Source organism: Rhodanobacter sp. FW510-R10, assembly GCF_058781105.1.
In genome coordinates this window covers 1-18,396 of the sequence record NZ_JBYSWL010000001.1, presented here as the reverse complement: position 1 = coordinate 18,396, position 18,396 = coordinate 1, and the positions used below count along the sequence as shown (strand labels likewise).

At 68.6% G+C, this 18,396-nt stretch carries 18 protein-coding genes; 6 read left to right on the top strand and 12 right to left on the bottom strand.

Annotated features, from left to right (window positions below):
- Positions 1-22: 22 nt before the first annotated feature.
- The 3 genes from lptC to AC3WJB_RS00080 all read right to left on the bottom strand — a co-directional run bounded on the left by lptC (position 23) and on the right by AC3WJB_RS00080 (position 2,238).
- Positions 23-631, bottom strand: coding sequence for an LPS export ABC transporter periplasmic protein LptC (lptC, locus tag AC3WJB_RS00090; protein WP_492677472.1), 609 nt, complete (start codon positions 629-631; stop codon positions 23-25).
- Complete coding sequence (locus AC3WJB_RS00085) at positions 622-1,134, bottom strand: KdsC family phosphatase (RefSeq protein WP_492677470.1); 513 nt, start codon at positions 1,132-1,134, stop codon at positions 622-624. Before AC3WJB_RS00085 ends, lptC begins: the two co-directional genes overlap by 10 nt.
- Before the next feature lie 81 nt (positions 1,135-1,215).
- Positions 1,216-2,238: a KpsF/GutQ family sugar-phosphate isomerase gene (locus tag AC3WJB_RS00080; protein ID WP_492677468.1), complete on the bottom strand. Its 1,023-nt coding sequence runs from the start codon at positions 2,236-2,238 to the stop codon at positions 1,216-1,218.
- Positions 2,239-2,368: 130 nt separating this feature from the next.
- Here AC3WJB_RS00080 and AC3WJB_RS00075 point away from each other — a divergent pair, with 130 nt between their 5' ends.
- Together AC3WJB_RS00075 and murA are read left to right on the top strand one after the other, a co-directional pair.
- A complete protein-coding gene (locus AC3WJB_RS00075; RefSeq protein WP_492677466.1) occupies positions 2,369-2,608 on the top strand; it encodes a BolA family protein in 240 nt (79 codons plus the stop codon).
- Between the two features lie 37 nt (positions 2,609-2,645).
- Positions 2,646-3,905 (top strand): UDP-N-acetylglucosamine 1-carboxyvinyltransferase, encoded by a 1,260-nt coding sequence (gene murA, locus AC3WJB_RS00070; RefSeq protein WP_492677464.1) that lies wholly within the window; start codon positions 2,646-2,648, stop codon positions 3,903-3,905.
- A gap of 460 nt (positions 3,906-4,365) precedes the next feature.
- Here the strand turns inward: murA and AC3WJB_RS00065 are convergent, their stop codons facing one another.
- The gene (locus AC3WJB_RS00065) at positions 4,366-4,641 is read right to left on the bottom strand and encodes a hypothetical protein (protein WP_492677462.1); all 276 of its coding nucleotides are present in this window, start codon (positions 4,639-4,641) and stop codon (positions 4,366-4,368) included.
- 439 nt (positions 4,642-5,080) lie between these two features.
- Here AC3WJB_RS00065 and AC3WJB_RS00060 point away from each other — a divergent pair, with 439 nt between their 5' ends.
- Positions 5,081-5,320 (top strand): addiction module protein, encoded by a 240-nt coding sequence (locus AC3WJB_RS00060; RefSeq protein ID WP_492677460.1) that lies wholly within the window; start codon positions 5,081-5,083, stop codon positions 5,318-5,320.
- Between the two features lie 55 nt (positions 5,321-5,375).
- On the opposite strand, the gene AC3WJB_RS00055 is transcribed toward AC3WJB_RS00060, so the two are convergent.
- From AC3WJB_RS00055 to purM, 4 genes are all read right to left on the bottom strand, one after another.
- Positions 5,376-5,573, bottom strand: coding sequence for a hypothetical protein (locus AC3WJB_RS00055; RefSeq protein WP_492677458.1), 198 nt, complete (start codon positions 5,571-5,573; stop codon positions 5,376-5,378).
- 126 nt (positions 5,574-5,699) lie between these two features.
- Positions 5,700-6,407: a DUF3108 domain-containing protein gene (locus tag AC3WJB_RS00050; RefSeq protein WP_492677456.1), complete on the bottom strand. Its 708-nt coding sequence runs from the start codon at positions 6,405-6,407 to the stop codon at positions 5,700-5,702.
- A gap of 48 nt (positions 6,408-6,455) precedes the next feature.
- Positions 6,456-7,139 carry a phosphoribosylglycinamide formyltransferase gene (gene purN, locus AC3WJB_RS00045; RefSeq protein WP_492677454.1) on the bottom strand — a complete coding sequence of 228 codons (684 nt, stop codon included), beginning with the start codon at positions 7,137-7,139 and terminating at the stop codon, positions 6,456-6,458.
- A 4-nt stretch (positions 7,140-7,143) separates the two neighbouring features.
- Positions 7,144-8,196 (bottom strand): phosphoribosylformylglycinamidine cyclo-ligase, encoded by a 1,053-nt coding sequence (gene purM / locus AC3WJB_RS00040; protein WP_492677452.1) that lies wholly within the window; start codon positions 8,194-8,196, stop codon positions 7,144-7,146.
- A 99-nt stretch (positions 8,197-8,295) separates the two neighbouring features.
- Here purM and AC3WJB_RS00035 point away from each other — a divergent pair, with 99 nt between their 5' ends.
- The 3 genes from AC3WJB_RS00035 to hda all read left to right on the top strand — a co-directional run bounded on the left by AC3WJB_RS00035 (position 8,296) and on the right by hda (position 11,367).
- The gene (locus AC3WJB_RS00035; protein WP_492677450.1) at positions 8,296-9,306 is read left to right on the top strand and encodes a DUF8605 domain-containing protein; all 1,011 of its coding nucleotides are present in this window, start codon (positions 8,296-8,298) and stop codon (positions 9,304-9,306) included.
- 127 nt (positions 9,307-9,433) lie between these two features.
- A complete protein-coding gene (locus AC3WJB_RS00030) occupies positions 9,434-10,627 on the top strand; it encodes an AI-2E family transporter (protein WP_492677448.1) in 1,194 nt (397 codons plus the stop codon).
- A complete protein-coding gene (gene hda, locus AC3WJB_RS00025; protein ID WP_492677446.1) occupies positions 10,624-11,367 on the top strand; it encodes a DnaA regulatory inactivator Hda in 744 nt (247 codons plus the stop codon). The genes AC3WJB_RS00030 and hda overlap by 4 nt, the downstream gene beginning before the upstream one ends.
- A gap of 25 nt (positions 11,368-11,392) precedes the next feature.
- Here the strand turns inward: hda and AC3WJB_RS00020 are convergent, their stop codons facing one another.
- From AC3WJB_RS00020 to purL, 4 genes are all read right to left on the bottom strand, one after another.
- The gene (locus tag AC3WJB_RS00020) at positions 11,393-12,307 is read right to left on the bottom strand and encodes a DMT family transporter (RefSeq protein ID WP_492677444.1); all 915 of its coding nucleotides are present in this window, start codon (positions 12,305-12,307) and stop codon (positions 11,393-11,395) included.
- A gap of 103 nt (positions 12,308-12,410) precedes the next feature.
- A complete protein-coding gene (locus AC3WJB_RS00015; RefSeq protein WP_492677442.1) occupies positions 12,411-13,331 on the bottom strand; it encodes a glycosyltransferase family 2 protein in 921 nt (306 codons plus the stop codon).
- 129 nt (positions 13,332-13,460) lie between these two features.
- A complete protein-coding gene (locus AC3WJB_RS00010) occupies positions 13,461-14,240 on the bottom strand; it encodes a hypothetical protein (protein ID WP_492677440.1) in 780 nt (259 codons plus the stop codon).
- A 20-nt stretch (positions 14,241-14,260) separates the two neighbouring features.
- Positions 14,261-18,124, bottom strand: a complete 3,864-nt coding sequence (purL, locus tag AC3WJB_RS00005; protein WP_492677438.1) for a phosphoribosylformylglycinamidine synthase — start codon at positions 18,122-18,124, stop codon at positions 14,261-14,263.
- Between the last annotated feature and the right edge of the window lie 272 nt (positions 18,125-18,396).

Sequence of the window (18,396 nt, the reverse complement as noted above, 5' to 3'; positions counted from 1 at the left end):
GCCCAGGAGCACACACGTGAGCCTAATTCCGACGCTGGCGCGGCGGGAACGTGGCGTGGACATCATCAAGCAGCTCCAGGTGTTGTTGGTTGAGGTCGGCGCGCATGCCGACCCCACGGATTCTAGTGGCGCCCTCGGTCAACTGCGCTGGCGCCGCAGTAGCGAGCTTCTTGTCCTGCGGCCAAAGCTTCACGTCCGCGGTGTGGATTTCGGTCTGTGGGGTGTCGTCGTAGGCAGCGCGCCGCACGACCACGGCTCCGCCCAGCGTGGCCAGGGTGGCGCCCTGGTTGACCCAGCCGCGCTCGGCTTGGCCCTGCCAGTCCGGGATCCCCGGCCGGCCTGCCGGCAACTGGAAAACCGGCGTGTCCAGGTACAGCGAGGCATCGGCCTCGCGCCGCTCGATGCGTGGCGACTGCAGGTGCAGGCTGGGCTGGCCGGTCTTGTCGTAGGTGCTGATGCGCGCCTCGTGCAGGACGTAGCCCGAGCGCGGTGGGCCTTCGAGGGCGGTCCCGGCCGGTGCCGGGCCAAGCCAGTGCAGCAACCATTGGGCGAGCCCGGCCGCCACGGCCAGGCCGAGAGTGGCGGCCGGGATGCGCCGGTCGCGCAGCCACGCGCCCGGCTTCACTGCCACCGGGCCAGCTCGTCGGTCACCTTGCCCTGCGCCTGCAACAGCAGGTCGCACACTTCGCGCGCGGCGCCCATCCCGCCGGGACGGGACGTTTGCCAGTGCGCGTACGCGGCGAGCCACGGGTGCGCATTCGCTACCGCCACCGCGAGTCCAACCGCGCGCATCGGACGCAGGTCGGCCAGGTCGTCGCCGACGTAGCAGGCCTGGGCCGGTTGCAACCGCAGACCGTCGAGCAGTTCCAGCAGGCAGGTACGCTTCTCCGCCTGGGCCTGGAGGACGTGGCGGAGGCCGAGATCGGCTGCGCGCATGGCCACGGCCTCGCTCTGCCGCGCGGTGATCAGCGCCACCTCGATGCCGTGGGCCAGGAGGCACCGCAGTCCAAGGCCGTCGTGGACGTGGAACTGCCTGCCGTCGTGGTCGCCGCCGCCATAGGGCAGCTTGCCGTCGGTCAGGGTGCCGTCGACATCGAAGACGGCCAGACGGACGCGGGCTGCGCGGGCAAGCACGTCAGCGGATACGTCAGCGAGGTAGGGAGGATTGGGCACAGCCTTGGTGTCTGCGGCTTCAGGGGGCGGGAGCGGGCGTGCCTAGACCACGCGCGCACGGAGCAGGTCGTGGATGTTGAGCGCGCCGACCACGCGGTGTTCGGCGTCGACCACCAGCAGGGCGTGGATCTGGTGCTTCTCCATCAGTTGCGCGGCCTCGGAGGCGAGCTTGTCGGCGTTGATGGTCTTTGGCCCGCGGGTCATCAGCTCGGCCACGGTGACCCCACGCAGGTCGATGTCCTTGTCGTCCAGCGCGCGACGCAGGTCGCCGTCGGTGAACACGCCGAGCAGGTGATCCTGCGCGTCGACGACGGCGGTCATGCCCAGGCGCTTGCGGGTCATTTCCATCAGCGCATTGGCCAGGCTGGCATGGGGCGGGACGCTCGGGATGTCGGCGCCGGTATGCATCACGTCGCCGATGCGCAGCAGCAGGCGCCGGCCCAGGGCACCGGCCGGGTGCGAACGCGCGAAATCGTCGGAGGTGAAGCCGCGCGCCTCCAGCAACGCGATCGCCAGGGCATCGCCCAGGGCCAGCGCAACCGTGGTGCTGGTGGTGGGCGCGAGGCCCAGCGGGCAGGCTTCACAGGAAATGCTGCCATCCAGGCAGATGTCGGCCAGGCCGGCAAGCGAGGAGGCCAGGTTGCCGGTGATCACGATGAGCGGAATGCCCTGGCGCTTGATCACCGGCAAGATCACCAGCAGCTCGTCGGTCTCGCCGGAGTAGGACAAGGCCAGCACCACGTCCTGGGGCATGATCATGCCCAGGTCGCCGTGGCTGGCTTCGCCCGGATGCACGAAAAACGCCGGGGTGCCGGTCGAGGCCAGGGTGGCGGCAATCTTGCGCGCAATGTGGCCGGACTTGCCCATGCCGCTGACCACGACCCGGCCCTTGCAGGCCAGGATCAGCCGGCAGGCCTCGACGAACTCCGGGCCGATGCGCGAGCCCAGTGCGACGATGGCGGCCGCCTCGGCTGCAATCACGTCGCGTGCGCTGGCGGCGACGAGCTCGGGGTTCAGCAGGCCGCTGGCCGGGCTGTCGATCACGGGGGTGGCGCGTGCGTTCATGCTGCCTCGGGGTAGGTTGCCTGGTCCGACGTTCCAAGCGCCGGCCAACTCCATTACCATTGGCCGTTGCACATTTTAGCGTCATCGGCACGCACTTTCCGCTTTTGCCGGCGCCGCAAGGGCATCACCGATGGATTCGAAGAGTATCCAGGCAATGATCGAGCGCGGCTTGGCTGGCGCGCAGGTGCAGGTGCACAGCGCCGACGACGTGCATTTCGAAGCCACCGTGGTGTCCAGCCAGTTTGCCGGGAAGCTGCCCCTGGCGCGGCATCGGCTGGTGTATGCCACGCTCGGCCCCCACATGGGAGGTGTGATCCATGCCTTGGCGCTGCGCACCATGACCCCCGAGGAAGCGGCGCGACGCCCTTGATGCGGCCGTGGCGCGCCGATCCCACTGAAGGAACACGATGGCCAAGATCCTGATCAATGGCGGCACGCCGCTGAACGGCGACGTGAATATTTCCGGCGCCAAGAACGCGGTGTTGCCGATCCTCGCCGGCTGCCTGCTGGCCGACGAGCCGGTATGCATCGGCAACGTGCCGCACCTGCATGACGTCACCACGTTCATCGAGCTGCTCGGCCAGATGGGGGTGCAGCTCGAGCTGGACGAGCGCATGGGCATGCACGTCGATCCACGCACCACCAATACCTGCGTGGCGCCGTATGACCTGGTGCGCACGATGCGCGCCTCGATCCTGGTGCTGGGGCCGCTGGTGGCGCGCTTCGGCCAGGCAGAGGTGTCGCTGCCCGGCGGCTGCGCGATCGGCTCGCGCCCGGTCGACCAGCACATCCGCGGCCTGCGGGCGCTCGGCGCGGAGATCAGCGTCGAGGGCGGCTATATCAAGGCCTCGGCGCGACGCCTGCGCGGGGCGCGCATCGTCATGGACCTGGTCACCGTGACCGGGACCGAAAACATCATGATGGCGGCAGCCCTGGCCCAGGGCACCACGATCATCGAGAACGCGGCACAGGAACCCGAAGTGGTGGACCTGGCGCATTGCCTGATGGCCATGGGCGCGCACATCGAGGGCGCCGGCACCTCCACCATCGTGATCGACGGCGTCGAGCGGCTGCATGGCGCGGAGTACGCCGTGCTGCCCGACCGCATCGAGACTGGCACCTTCCTCGCCGCGGCGGCGATGACCGGCGGGCACGTCCGGGCGCGGCACGCGCGCCCAGAAACCCTGTCGGCGGTGCTGGGCAAGCTGGAGGAGGCCGGGGCGCAGATCAACGTTGGCGAGGACTGGATCGACCTGGACATGCAGGACCGCGAGTTGCGCGCGGTGGACATCAGCACGGCGCCGTACCCGGCCTTCCCCACCGACATGCAGGCCCAGTTCACCGCGCTCAACTGCGTGGCCAAGGGCACCGGCGTGGTCACCGAGACCGTGTTCGAAAACCGCTTCATGCATGCCCACGAGCTGCAGCGCCTGGGCGCGGACATCCACCTGGACGGCAATGCCGCCGTGGTCCACGGCGTGCCGCAACTGAGCGGTGCGCCGATCATGGCCACCGACCTGCGCGCCTCGGCCTGCCTGGTGCTGGCCGGGCTGGTGGCGAAGGGCGACACCGTGGTCGACCGCGTCTACCACATCGACCGCGGCTACGAGAACATCGAGGAGAAGCTCGGCGCGCTCGGCGCCCACATCCGCCGCCTCCCGAACTGAGCGGCGACGGCAGCCCGCTGGCCGTGGTTCGTCGCGCCTTTTAGCGGCTGGGTCGCCCCCCCAGGGAAGCTCTGAACAATTCGCTCTTGATCGTCATTACCGCGAAAGCGCACTGCTGTCCGGAACGTTATCGGCACCGCGTTTGTCTTATCCCCGGAATCGCACCGGGACGTCCAAACACCGCCCGTCGTCATTCCCGCGAAAGCGCACTACTGTCCGGAACGTTTTCGGAACCACACTCGCCCCACCACTCCGGCGTCATTCCCGCGAAAGCGGGAATCCAGCGCCTTGGCCCTTACGGACACCTAAGGGCACTGGATCCCCGCTTTCGCGGGGATGACGATGGGGAGGTTGAGGTCCAGGGTAAGACAACAGGGGTGAGCCGTCATTTTTGAGTCCGGGTTGCACGCGACAGCTGTCCAGCCTTGCGTGGCAACGTTTTCGGTGGCGAGGTACGAATTTATTCCGGACAGCAGTGCGCGAAAGCGGGAATCCAGTGTTTTGGCTCTTGCGGGTCGCTTGAAAGCACGGGATCCCCGCTTTCGCGGGGATGGCGCCGGGAGATAACGTTGAGGGCAAGGTGGACGGGTAAGCCAGCGTAGTTTGCCGCCATCAAGCGGTTGACGCGCGGCGACATCAAGATTTCCACCTCGGAACGCAACGCACTGAAATACATGATCGAGAAGATGGCTAAGGCCGGCTTTGAGCTGCCCAAGGCGACCGATCGGTAGAACATCACCTGAGACTCCAGGCGCCCTGGCTTATTGAATCGCCCTGGTAATCCCCCGGAAATTTGCAGAGGCCAGAAGTGGAATTTTCTCGTAGTCTAACCCGAGGGAATTCCTTACGGCCCATGTTCGACCAGATCGGCAATCTCGACCAGCAAAACTAAAACTCGCCCAAGCCCGCCATCTGCTGCTGCCACGGCTGATGAGCGGCGAGCTGACCGTTTGAACGCGGTTGCGGCGCGATGAAAGCGCGGCACAAGCCGTTGCTGCGTGGTGATAAAGTACTTAGGGAAGGTCTGAATAATTGCCGTCATCCCCGCGAAAGCGGGGATCCAGTGAGGTTAAGTTGTTGAAATCAAAGACACTGGATTCCCGCTTTCGCGGGAATGACGATCAAGAACGAATTGTTCAGAGGTTCCTTAGGGGCAGATGCCGCCGGGTGATCCGATGAACCAAGCTGCCAAGAATGTCGAAACCGCCGCGCTGTTGCTGCCGGAACCGCAACGCACGGCGCTGGTATTGAAGCTGCTGGACAGCCTCGAGACCCGGCCGTCGGCGGATGCCGGTCAGGTTGAAACCGCGTGGCTCGAGGAGGCCAATCGACGCTATGCGGCCTATCTGGCGGGGGACGAGCCGGCCATCCCGGCGGAGCAGGTGTTTGCGGAGCTGAAGGCCGAGGACCGTTGAAGCCGGTCGCATTCCTGGCTTCGGCGCGCGCCGACCTTCGCGCTGAACGCAGCCATTACCGACGATCGCCCCGCGCCTGGCGCGCCGCTTCCAGGCGGCGGTGGAGATGGCGGTCAAGCGCATGTCGCGCCAGCCCCTGCTCATGGAAGCAAAGGATCACGATATCCGGCGCTGGCCGGTAGGCGAGGGATTTCCGCATGGCTTGCTTCATCGCGATGGCCGCGAAGTCATCCTTGTGCTCGCGGTGTTTCATCCGCGCCGCAACCCAACGATCTGGAAGGACCATGTCCCTGGCTGAGTCCATCAGGGGCCCATGTTCCCGAGCCCGGCGAGGGCTGAACCACCCCTCCATGTGCAAGCTGCCCCGACCGGCGCGCGCTCAGGAAGACTTGAAGCTCACCAGCACCATGACCAGGTCGCCGCCGTCGTGCTGGGCGAGCTTGACCGGCAGCGGGTAGCGCTTTGGCGCATACCACGCGGTGAAGCCACGGTCGGCATCCGTGCGCTCGACCTGCAGGGCATTGAAATGGCCGGCGGGCACGTCGACGGACTGCGTAGCGGTCACCTTGAACTCCTGGCGCTGCACGGTCTGGCGCACCGCCACCGGCAAGGCCACCTCGCGCTGGCCCTGGCGCAGCGCCAGCCCCAGCGCCAGCGGCAGGGTGTTGCGCTCGACCATGCCGGGTTGCGCGGCGTACCGGGAGTCGCGCTTGCCGTCCTGTACGGTGACCTGGCCGCTGGCCCAGTCCACCTGCAGGTGGCGTTGCTTGCGCTTGACCGCCGCCTGCATCTCGTAGTCGTAGCTCAGCGCCTCGGGCATGCCGTTGCGCCAGCGCAGGCGCGAGCTTTCGTGCACGCTGGCATTGAGCAGGGCGGCCAGGCCGCTGGTGCCGCTGACGTTCTTGCTATAGACCCAACTGCCGTCGTCGGCGGGGCGCAGCGTGACTGTGGCCACGCCCATGTCCTGGCCATCGCGCGAGACCTGGTAGGTGGCGGTGAAGGCTTGCGGCGCCGTGGGTGCGGCGTGCGCGCCGCCAGCCAGCGGGGCGATGCCGAATAGGCCAAGCAGCAGGGCAGGGATTTTCATGCCGCCAGTGTGGCAGTGACCAACTGAACGTCGACGATGTCCACGGCCTCATCCGGCGACATGCAGCCCGTCAGGCCCGAGCAGCAGCGGCGTGGGCAACGCCCTGCCGTCCAGGCACACCTGGCCATCCAGATATTGCAGGCGACCGCTGAGCAGCAGTGCCAGTACCGCCGGCAGCAGCCGGTGTTCCAGGGGCAGCAGGCGCGCGGCCAGCGCGTCCTCGTTGTCGCCGGATTCGACGCGCAGGAGGGCCCGGGCGATCACCGGGCCACCATCGAGCTCGGCGGTGACGAAATGCACGCTGGCGCCGTGTTCGAGATCGCCTGCCTCGAGCACGCGGCGGTGGGTGTGCAGGCCGCGGTACTTGGGCAGCAGCGACGGGTGGATGTTGATCGTGCGGCCGACCCAGGGGCGCAAGGCGTCGCCATCGAGCACGCGCATGTAGCCGGCCAGCACCAGCCATTGCGCGCCGCTGCCGGCGACCTGTTGCAACAACGCGGTGTCGTAGCTGGGGCGGTCGGGATAGCTGGCCGGGCTCAAGGCCACGGTCGGCACGCCGGCGGCTTCGGCCAGGCGCAGCGCGGGCGCGCCGACCTTGTCGCTGCCGACCAGGACGAAATCCGCGGCCAGCTCGCCGCGATCGCGTGCCGCCAGCAGCGCAGCCAGGTTGCTGCCGCGGCCGGAGGCCAGCACGGCGACGCGCGGCCGGGGTTGGCTGTTGTCTGGGGGCATTGCTTCAGTCGATCCGCACGCGTTCGCCACCTTCGCCTACCGGCACCACGCTGCCGATCACCCTGCTGGCGAGCCCGTGCGCCGCAAGCTCCTGGCCGACCCTGGCCACGCTGGTGATGGGAACGATGAGGGTGAAGCCGATGCCGCAGTTGAATGTGCGCCACATCTCCTCGCGCGCCACGTGGCCTTCGCGCTGCAGCCAGTCGAACACCGGCGGCAGCACCAGGGCGGACGCGTCCAGGTGCAATCCGAGCGTGGCCGGTACCACGCGGATGATGTTCTCCTTGAGCCCGCCACCGGTGATGTGGGCCATGCCATGGACGTCGCCGGGGTGGCTGCGCAGGAGCTCCAGCATGGCCTTGACGTAGATCGTGGTCGGCGCCAGCAGGGCCTCGCCCAGGCTCACGCCGCCGAGGTCCAGGTCCAGCCCGCCGCTCGCCGGCGTGCAGCCGGCGCGCTGCAGGATCTTGCGGATCAGCGAGTAGCCGTTGGAATGCGGCCCGGACGAGGCGACGCCGAGCACCACGTCGCCGGCAACGATGGCCGCGCCGGTCAGCATGGCGGATTTCTCCACCGCGCCGACGGTGAAGCCGGCCAGGTCGTACTCGCCGGCGGGGTACATGTCCGGCATCTCCGCGGTCTCGCCGCCGATCAAGGCGCAGCCGGCCAGCTCACAGCCACGCGCGATGCCGGCCACCACGGCCACGGTGGTGTCCACGTCGAGCTTGCCGGTGGCGAAGTAGTCGAGGAAGAACAGCGGCTCGGCGCCCGGCACCAGCACGTCGTTGACGCACATGGCGACCAGGTCGATGCCGATCGTGTCGTGCCGGCCGAGCGCCTGGGCCAGCTTCAGCTTGGTGCCGACGCCATCGGTACCGGACACCAGCACCGGTTCCCGGTAGCGGCCGGAGAGGTCGAACAAGCCGCCGAATCCGCCCAGCCCGCCCATGACCTCGGGGCGCGCGGTGCGCTGCACCAGCGGCTTGATACGTTCGACCACCGCGTTGCCGGCATCGATATCGACGCCGGCCGAGCGGTAGGAGAGGGCATCTGACATGGCAGGCACCGCCAGTGAAGAGCGTGTCAGTTTATCAGGGCCGGGCCGCCGGGCCGCGGCGGTGATGGACGCTGGCGATCCGATTGGGCAGACTGCGGCATGAGTTTTCCTGGAATCCTGCTGCCCATGCGCTGGTCGTGCCTGTTGCTGGTTGCCCTGTTGCTTGGTGGCGGGTGGTCTTCCACCGCCCGCGCCCAGGTCCAGGCTTCGGTTTATTCGGTGGTGGTGCCGGCACTGGATACCAGCGACGCGCAGCGCAACGACGCCTTTGCCAACGCCCTGGCCCAGGTGCTGGCGCGCGTGGCCGGCGGCCAGGACCTGCGCGACCGGCCCGGCTATGCCGAGGCCCTGCAGGACGCTTCGTCCATGGTGCAGAAATACCAGTACCAGCGCGCCAGCGACGGCATCAGCCTGCACGTCGACTTTGCCCCGGCCGCGGTGCAGCGCCTGGTGGCGCAACTTGGCTTTGCCAGCGTCGGCGCGCGGCCACCGGTCTTGCTGCTGGTGCAGGGTACGGGCGGCGCGCTGTTCGACCAGGCGGCGCTGGCAAGCCTCGCCGCGGCGGCTGAAGCCAAGGGCATCACGGTGGCTTACCCGGAAGCGGGGGCGGCGCCGGACCTGGTCAAGCTGGCCGGCGCCGACCCCAAGGCCTTGGCCCAGGTCGACCAGCGCTATCACACGGGCCTGGTGTTGCTGGGCAAGCTGCGCGCCAGCGGCGCGGACTGGACCCTGGTCGCCGGCGGCCAGGTCCAGCGTTGGAGTGACCGGGGCACGACCGAGGATCAGCTGCTGGCGGCGGCCGGCGCGAGCGTGGCTGCGCGCGTGAACGCGCAACTCAACGTGGTCGGGGCCAGCGTGAGCGAGGGCAAGCTGTGGGTGGATGGCCTGCATTCGGCCCTGGATTACGCCAGGTTGCTGGCCGCCCTGCGCGCCGATCCGGCGGTACGTGAGGTCGATACGCTCGGCGCACAGGACGACGGCGTGCTGCTCAAGGTCCAGGCCGCCTTGCCGCTTGACAGCCTTGCCGCCAACCTTGCCGCCAATGGCCATGTCCTGCTGCAGGGGGCGCCACATGCCGGCGCCGACGTGACCGTGCGCTGGCTGCGTTGAGGCATGTCAGCCCATCAGGGATGCTGGCGATGAGTGCCGACCTGCACGTGACAGAGACGCCGGCAGTGCGCCACGCTTTGCGCCATGCCCGCTGCCTGGGCTCGTCCCGCCTGCCTGGAGCGTCAGCATGAATCAAGAAGCCGCCCGCCGTTGGCAACTCCTTGGTATTGCCGCCTGCATCGTGTTCCTGATCTGGCTGCTCGGACCGGTGCTGATGCCGTTTGCCATCGGCGCCATGCTGGGCTACCTGGGCGATCCCCTGGCGGACCGCCTGGAACGCTGGGGCCTGGGCCGCAACTGGGCCGCCACCGTCGTGTTCCTGGTGCTGCTGCTGGTCTTTGCCGGCGTGCTGCTGCTGCTGATCCCGCTGGTGGCGCACCAGATCGAGCGCGTGATCAACAACCTGCCGGCGTATGCGGCGTGGGCGCAGAATACCGCCTGGCCATGGGTGCAGGCCCACTTGCACCTGGATGCCGACGCGCTTAGCGGCGAGCAGCTGCTGGCCTTCCTCAAGGCCCACCTTGGCTCGGCCGGCAACCTGGCCGGTGTCCTGCTCGGCACGGTCACCAGCTCCAGCGTGCACGTGGTGCTATGGCTGACGAACCTGGTGCTGGTGCCGGTGGTGGCGTTCTACCTGTTGCGCGACTGGGATCGGCTGGTCGCCACGATTGACCACATGCTGCCGCGCTCGATGCAGCCGACGGTTGCGCATCTGGCGCGCGAGTCGGATGCGATTCTCGGCGCGTTCGTGCGCGGGCAACTGCTGGTGATGCTGGCACTGGGTGCGTTCTACGGCGCCGGGTTGGCGCTGGTCGGCCTGAGCGTCGGGCCATTGATTGGCATGGTCGCCGGCCTGTTGAGTTTCGTGCCGTACCTGGGCTTCATCATTGGTTTCGTCGCGGCGATCGTGGCCGTGCTGGTGCAATACGGGGACTGGCTGCACGTGTTGCTGGTGTGCGGCGTGTTTGTACTTGGCCAGCTGCTCGAAGGCTACGTGCTGGTGCCGAAGCTGGTCGGCGACAAGATCGGCCTGCATCCAGTGGCGGTGATCTTCGCGGTGATGGCGGGCGGCTACCTGTTCGGCTTCCTCGGCGTGCTGCTGGCCCTGCCGGCGGCCTCGGTGATCATGGTCCTGCTGCGCTACCTGCTGGAGCGCTATCGGCTGAGCAACCTGTATACCGAAAGCGGCCGCGGCGACCCGGTGGTGGCGGAGGTCGATGTCAAGCTGCATGGGGGTGGCAAGGTCGAGGTCGAGGGAACGAACGACCCGGCGACCGGGCCGACGACGCCGTCCACACCGGGGAAACCGGGCACGACGTGACCGCCCAGCTGCCCTTGACCCTGCGCTGGCCACGACGGCAACGCTTCGAGCATTTTTGCCCGGGCCCCAATGCCGCCGCGGTCGCCGCCGTGCGCGCGCTGGCGCTCGGCGAGGGCGCGCCCTGGGTTTACCTGCACGGTTCGTCTGGCAGTGGCCGTAGCCATCTGCTGATGGCTGCCTGCCAGGCGCACATGGACGCCGGCGTTGCGGCCGAGGTGCACCCGGCGGCGGCGACATCGCGCCGCGCGCAATACGTGCCGCTGGCGACGCTCGTCGATCCGGTGGACGCGTTGCAAGCGGTAACCGGGAATACGCTGCTGGCGCTGGACGACCTCGACGCGGTGGCCGGGAACGCCACCGCCGAACATGCCTTGTTCGATCTGTACAACCAGGCCCGGGCCGGCCAGCTCGACTTGCTGTTTGCGGCGTCGGCGGCGCCGGACCAGCTTGGCATCCAGTTGCCCGACCTGCGCTCGCGGCTGGGCGCGTGCACCCGGTTTGCGCTCAAGCCATTGGATACCACCGCACGCCGCGCCGTGCTCAAGCGCTACGCCACCGAGCGCGGTATCCAGCTCGAGGACAGTGTGCTGGATTGGCTGTTCACCCACCATGCCCGCGACCTCGGCGCACTGCTCGACCTGCTCGACCGCCTCGACCGCGCGTCCCTGGCCGCGCAGAGGCGCATCACCGTGCCGTTCCTGCGCGATTTCCTGCGCCAGGAGGCCGCCGCCCCGGACTGATACTTGAGCAAGGCGAAGGCGTTGCCTACTCCCTCTCCTCCGGCAGAGCCGGGGGAGAGGGAGTCAAGGCCGGGCGGCGGCTGGGCTTCCACTCCACCAGCACCATGGCCGCGACGATCAGGCCGCCCCCGGCGAGCATGCGCCAACTGAGCAGGTCGCTGCCGAAGGCCACGGCGAACGCCGCGGCAAACAGGGGCTCGCCGGTCATCATGATGGCGCTGCGCGTGGCCGAGAGGTGGGCCTGCGCCCAGGTCTGCAGGATCATGGCCAGCGCCCCGGCCACCAGCGCCATGTACAACACGGCGAGCCAGGCGCCGGCATCCGGCGGCAGGGCCGGTCCGTGTGGCACGGTGGCGGCGCCGCAAACCACGGCGATCGCCAGCATCTGCACCGCCGACAAGCCCAGGGCATCGCCCGGTCTCGACCAGCGGCTTAGGCCGAGGATCTGCAGCGCATAGAGCACGGCCGCGGCGAGCGTCAACCAAACCCCGAGGCCCACGGAGACGCCGTGCAGGGTGAGCAGGCCCAACCCGGCGGTCGCCATGGCGACCGCCGCCCACACCACGGGTGCCATGCGCTGGCGAAACAGCAGTGTGGCCAGGAGCGGAGTGAAGATCACATACATGCCGGTGGCAAAGCCGCTGACGCTGGGCGCGATCAAGTCCAGCCCCCAGGTCTGGAGCAACTGGCCCAGGCCGTAGATCACGCCCAGCAGCAGGCCCCGCAACCATTGTGTGCGCCCGAGCCGCCACGTCGGACCGGCAAATACCGCCAGCGCCACCGCCGCGCCAATCGCGTAGCGCACGGCGAGGAAGTCGACCACCGCCATGCGTGCCAGCAGATCCTTGATCAGCACGAACGTCGAGCCCCAGACCGCGGTCACCGCGAGCAGGGCGACGGTGGCCAGCAGCGTCGCGCGTTGTGGGTGGGCGGTTGTCATCAGCAGCCGTCCACGCGCATGGCGGCATGCCGCGGCGGCGGCCCGGGTAAACCGGCCGTGCGGGAGCGGGCCTGCGGGCGGGGCGAGGGTTGCGGTGGGTGCTTCATTTGCCGGGGCCGGCGCCACCCTGCTGGTTGCCGAATCGGCGATGCCGCAGTTTGCGTACGAACAGGGCCGGCAGCTGCAGCGTGAAGTGGGTCCAGATGCCCAGCCACACCAGCCCCGCCAGCAGCGGATTGTGCGCGGCCGGATCGAACTTGCGGAACCAGCGCCACATGCCGCGGTGCTTGTGCCGGCTGACGAAGATCGGGCGATGCGCGCTGGAACCACCCTTGGCGTGCAGCACGCGAACATCCGCGGCAAGCATCACGCGCAAGCCCGCATCGCGGACCCGGCGGCACAGGTCAAGATCCTCGCAATGCAGGAAGTATCCAGGATCAAAGCCGCCGACGCGCTCGAATACCCGGCGAGGCAGCAGCATGACCGCACCCGATACCGCGTCGGCATCGACCGGGTGGTCGGGCAGCGGCCGGGTGATGTTGACCCCGGCACGGGCAAGGCCGAGCATGCTTGCCACCGCGCGCCCGAGCAGCGGGTCGCGGCGCCATGACGCCGGGTCGGGCCTGCCGTGGGCATTGCAGGCGACAGCGCCGACCAGGCCGATGTTCGAATCGCCGTTCAGCACCTCAAGCAATCGCGTGGCGCCAGCCGCCTCCAGCATGCAGTCGGGATTGAGCACCAGCAGGGCCTCGCCGTTGGACTGCGCAGCGCCACGATTGACCGCCGCGCCAAAGCCGAGATTTTCGCGGTTGTAGGTCACCCGCAGCCGTGGATCGTGCGCCCAGGCGCGGGCGGCGGCTTGCGGCACACCATCGCTGGAGGCGTTGTCCAGCACCAGCAATTCCAGGTGCAGCGGCCAGCCGAGCACGTGGCGGATGCATTCGCGCAGGGCCGGCCCACTGTCGGCGGCCACCACGATGACGCTGAGCGCGGGAATCGCGTTGAAGGGGGAGGGTGACGGCATGATCAGCGTGGGGCACGCACAGCGTAAAAAAAGCAGCCAGTGTAGTGAGTGTCAGGGAAGCTCTGAACAATTCGCTCTTGATCGTCATCCCCGCTTTCGCGGGGATGACGGCAATTATTCAGACCTTCCTCAGCGTTCGGCATCGGCCACCTCGTCGGTACCCAGTACCTGGTGCAGCGCGCAGGGCGGGGTCTCGGGACGCCGCTGCAGCCAGGGTTGTTCGCGGTACCAGCCGGCCAGCAGCCAGCGGCGCAGGCGATGCTCGCGGTCGTGCCGGCGATCCCACAACAAGACGCCCGGACCGCGCGTGACTTGGGCGGCAAACCAGCGCCCGTCGGGGGAAAAGCAGGCGCGGTCGGCGACGCCCTCGAGCCGTCGCCGACCGGCAAACTCGTAGCCGCCGTCGACGTAGCGTGCGTGCCCGCCCCAGGGATCGGGCAAGTCATCATCCGCATCCTGCCACTGCGGGGCGTCGAGCTCGATGAGTTCCACGGGCGGGCCGAGGGCCGATTGCATGATCCGCGCCGGCCATTCCGCCGCGGTCGCGCCGGTTCCCTGCGTGCCTGGCGGCTGCAGCGGCTCGCGGACCAGGTCACGATCGAGCCACAGCTCCAGGCCGACCACGAGCATGTAGCCGGCGAGCGCCCCGAGCAGCGCGATGGTCCAGGCCAGCGCATCGCCGCCAAGCGCGCGCTGCAGGGACAGCAGCATGCCGGGCAGGCCCCAGCGCAGGCCCCAGCGCAACCAGTGGGCGTGTTCGTCCGACAGGCGCGCGCGCAGCGACAGCAGCATGACGGTCATGGCCAGCAACAGCGACAAGCCCAGCCACCAGGGCAGCAGGGCCAGGACCAGCAGCCAGGCCACCAGCCCGAGCACCACGTTCCACGGCGGCAGGTCCAGCAGGCTCATGGCCGCGTGCGGCGCACAGCCTAGCCACACCAGACGCGGGCATTGCGGAACATGCGCAGCCACGGCGAGTCCTCGCCCCAGCCCTCCGGGTGCCAGCTCATCTGCACGCTGCGGAACACCCGCTCCGGGTGCGGCATCATGATCGTGACCCGGCCGCCGGCCGCGGTGAAGCCGGCCAGGCCACCCGGCGAACCGTTGCTGTTCAGCGGGAAATGTTCGGTCGGCTTGCCGCGATTGTCGACGAAGCGCAGTACCGCCGAGGCCTTGGACGGGCTGCACGCCAGCGGGAAGTTGACCCGTCCCTCGCCATGGGCCACGGCCACCGGCAGGCGCGAACCGGCCATGCCGGTGAACAACATGCTTGGTGAGTCCAGCACTTCCATGGTCACCAGTCGCGATTCGTACTGCTCGGAGGCATTGGTCAGGAACTCCGGCCAATGCTGGGCATCGGGAATGATGTCCTTGAGCTGGGCCAGCATCTGGCAGCCGTTGCATACGCCGACGGCGAATTTGCCCGGGTCGGCAAAGAATGCGGCGAACTGCTCGCGCAGCGCGGGGAGGTAGAGGATCGAGGCGGCCCAGCCGCGTCCGGCGCCGAGCACGTCGCCATAGGAAAACCCGCCGCAGGCGGCAAAGCCGTGGAAGCCAGCCAGCTTTTGCCGACCCTCGATCAGATCCGACATGTGCACGTCGACCGTGTCGAAGCCGGCCCGGGTGAACGCAGCGGCCATTTCCACCTGGCCGTTGACGCCCTGTTCGCGCAGCACGGCCAGTCGCGGCCGCGCGCCACGGGCAATGAACGGCGCGGCGACGTCCGCGGCCGGATCAAAGCCGAGCTTGGCCGTGATGCCCGGATCGGCATCGTCCAGTCGCCAGGCCAGTTCGGCGTCCGTGGTCAACGGGTTGTCGCGCAGCCGCTGCATGGCGTGGCTGGTTTCGGCCCAGGCGGCAAACAGGTCACGCCAGCGCCACTTGAACAACACTTCGTCGCCCAGGAAGAGCTTGATGCCGAGCTTTTCCTTCGGCCGCCCGATGCGGCGGCTCATGGCGCCGAGCTTGTGCCGGTCGAGCAGGACCGCGAACTCCGCACGCCGCTCCGTCGGCACCTGCAGTACTGCGCCGAGTTCCTCATTGAACAGCGCGCGCAGGCTGGCCTCGGCCCAGCCGTCCAAATGGACCTCCAGCCCGCAATGGCCGGCGAACGCCATTTCCAGCAAGGTGGTGATGACGCCGCCGTCGGAGCGGTCGTGGTAGGCGAGCACCAGGCCCGCGGCATTGGCCGCCTGCACCAGGTCGAACAGCGCGCGCAGGCGTGCGGGATCCTCCAGGTCCGGGGCCACGCCACCACCACGGTTGAACACCTGGGTGAGTGCCGAACCGCCCAGACGGTCACGCCCGCCACCCAGGTCGATCAGCCACAGGTCGGACGGACCGCGATCCAGGCGCAGCTGTGGCGTCAGGCTGCGGCGCACGTCCTCGACGCTGGCAAAACCGCTGACCACGAGCGACACCGGTGACACCGTGTGTTGCTCGCCTTCGCCATCGTGCCAACTGGTCTGCATGGACAGCGAGTCCTTGCCGACCGGGATGGAGATGCCCAGTGCCGGGCACAACTCGAGGCCGATCGCCTTGACCGCGTCGAACAGCGCCGCGTCTTCGCCAGGGTGGTTGACCGCGGCCATCCAGTTGGCCGACAGCCGCACGCGACCCAAGTCGGCGATCGGCGCGGCCGCGAGGTTGGTGATCATCTCGCCCACGGCCATGCGTGCGGCACCGGCGCTGGAAAGCAGGGCCACCGGGGAGCGCTCGGCGAGCGCCATGGCCTCGCCGGCATAGCCGTCGAAGTCCGCGAGCATCACCGCGCAATCGGCCACCGGCACCTGCCAGGGGCCGACCATCGGGTCGCGGTGGCTCATGCCACCCACGGTGCGGTCGCCGATGGTGATCAGGAAACTCTTGCTGCCCACGCCGGGCAGGCGCAGCACGCGCAGCAAGGCCTCGTCCATGCCGATGCCGCCGAGGTCCGGCAGCAGCTCCACGCGCTGCGGCACGCGGCGCGCATCGCGGTGCATCTTGGGCGGCTTGCCAAACAGCACGTCCATCGGCAGGTCGATCACGCTCAGCTGGCGTTGCGCATCGGTGACCAACAGGCGCCGGTCCGCGGTGGCTTGGCCGACCACGGCATGCGGGCAGCGTTCACGCTGGCACAGCGCGGCGAAGCGGGCAACGTCCGCGGTACGCACGGCGAGCACGTAGCGTTCCTGCGCCTCGTTGCTCCACACCTGCATGGGCGAGAGCGCCGGATCGTCGCAGGGAATACGCGCGAGGTCGATCTGGCCGCCCACGCCGGCATCGTTGAGCAGCTCGGGAATGGCGTTGGACAGACCGCCGGCGCCGACGTCGTGGATGCTGACGATCGGCGTGTGCTCGCCCAGCGCGCAACAGGCGTCGATGACCTGCTGGCAGCGCCGCTGCATCTCGGCGTTGTCGCGCTGCACCGAGGCGAAATCCAACTCGGCCGTGGAGGCGCCCGAGCCCAGTGACGAGCTGGCGCCGCCGCCCAGCCCGATCAGCATGGCTGGACCGCCGAGCACGATCACGGCGTCGCCCGGCTGCAGCTTGTGCTTCAGCACCAGACCGGGGCGCAGGTTGGCCAGGCCACCGGCCAGCATGATGGGCTTGTCGTAACCGTGGCGCAGGCCAGGCTCGCCGGTTTCCAGCTCGAAGCTGCGGAAATAGCCACCCAGGCATGGACGGCCAAACTCGTTGTTGAACGCGGCTGCGCCAAGCGGGCCGTCGCGCATGATCTCGAACGCGCTGGCCACCCGGGGCGGCAGGGGCCGCGAGAGCTCCCAGGGCTGCGCATGCCCGGGGATACGCAGGTCGGACACGGAAAACCCGGTCAAGCCCGCCTTGGGCTTGCCGCCGCGGCCGGTGGCACCTTCGTCGCGGATTTCGCCGCCGGCGCCGGTGGCCGCACCGGGCCACGGTGCAATCGCGGTGGGATGGTTGTGGGTCTCCACCTTGATGGCGAAATCGATGCGCTCGGCATGGCGGCGCCATACCCCGTCTTCCGGGTCGGCAAAAAAGCGCTGCCCATCCCTGCCCTCGATCACCGCGGCATTGTCGGAATACGCCGAAAGCGTACGCGCCGGTGCCATGTGGTGGGTGTGCTTGATCATGCCAAACAGGGTTTGGTCCTGGTCCACGCCATCGAGCGTCCAGCTGGCGTTGAAGACCTTGTGCCGGCAATGTTCGGAATTCGCCTGCGCGAACATGAACAGCTCGGCATCCGTGGGATCGCGGCCCAGCTCGGCATAGCGGGCCACCAGGTAATCGATCTCGTCCTCGGCCAGCGCCAGACCCAGGTGCCGGTTGGCCTGCGCCAGGGCAGCATGGGCATCACGCCCGAGCGCGATGTGCGCGAGCGGGCCGGGGCTGCCGGCACGAAACAGGTCCTGGGCTTGCTCGATGCGCTCCAGGAGCGATTGGGTCATCGCATCGTGCAGCAGGGCGGCGACTGCGGCCCGCTCGGCCGGGTCATGTCCGTTCCAGCCCACCAGTTGCCACGCCAGGCCACGCTCCACCCGCCCGAAATTCAGCCCGGCGTGGCGCAGGATTTCGGTGGCCTTGCTCGACCATGGCGAAATGGTGCCCAGCCGCGGCACCACCCACAGCGTCGCCGGCGCCGGTGGCCCGCCCTTGGCGCCGAGCAGGTGCAACAGGCGTGCATACGGCTCGGCCGATGGCAAGGTGCCGGTGTCGAGGAAATATACCGCCCACGCCGCCTGCACCTGTGCGCCGTGGTGCAGCGCTTCCAGGCGTTGGTTCAAGCGTTCCAGGCGGAAGGGGGAAAGGGCGCTGCGCCCGTCCAATGCGATCATGCGGGAATAGCGTCTGGCGCGGCCGCGGGAACCCGGTATTGTAGCGGATTGGCTGCGCGCAGGCAGGTGCCGCCAAGTTCAGCGCCCTTCCGGCAGCCATACCCGGAAGCGGCTTGCCTTCACGCGGCGAGGTCCATACTTTGTGTAGCAGTGGGGTGCTTGCGTGCAGTCGCGTAGGAGGCTTGCATGATCCGTGAAATCCTGAAGATGGGCGATCCGCGGCTGTTGCGCATTGCCCCCCCGGTGCCGGAATCCCTGTTGGGCACCGCCGA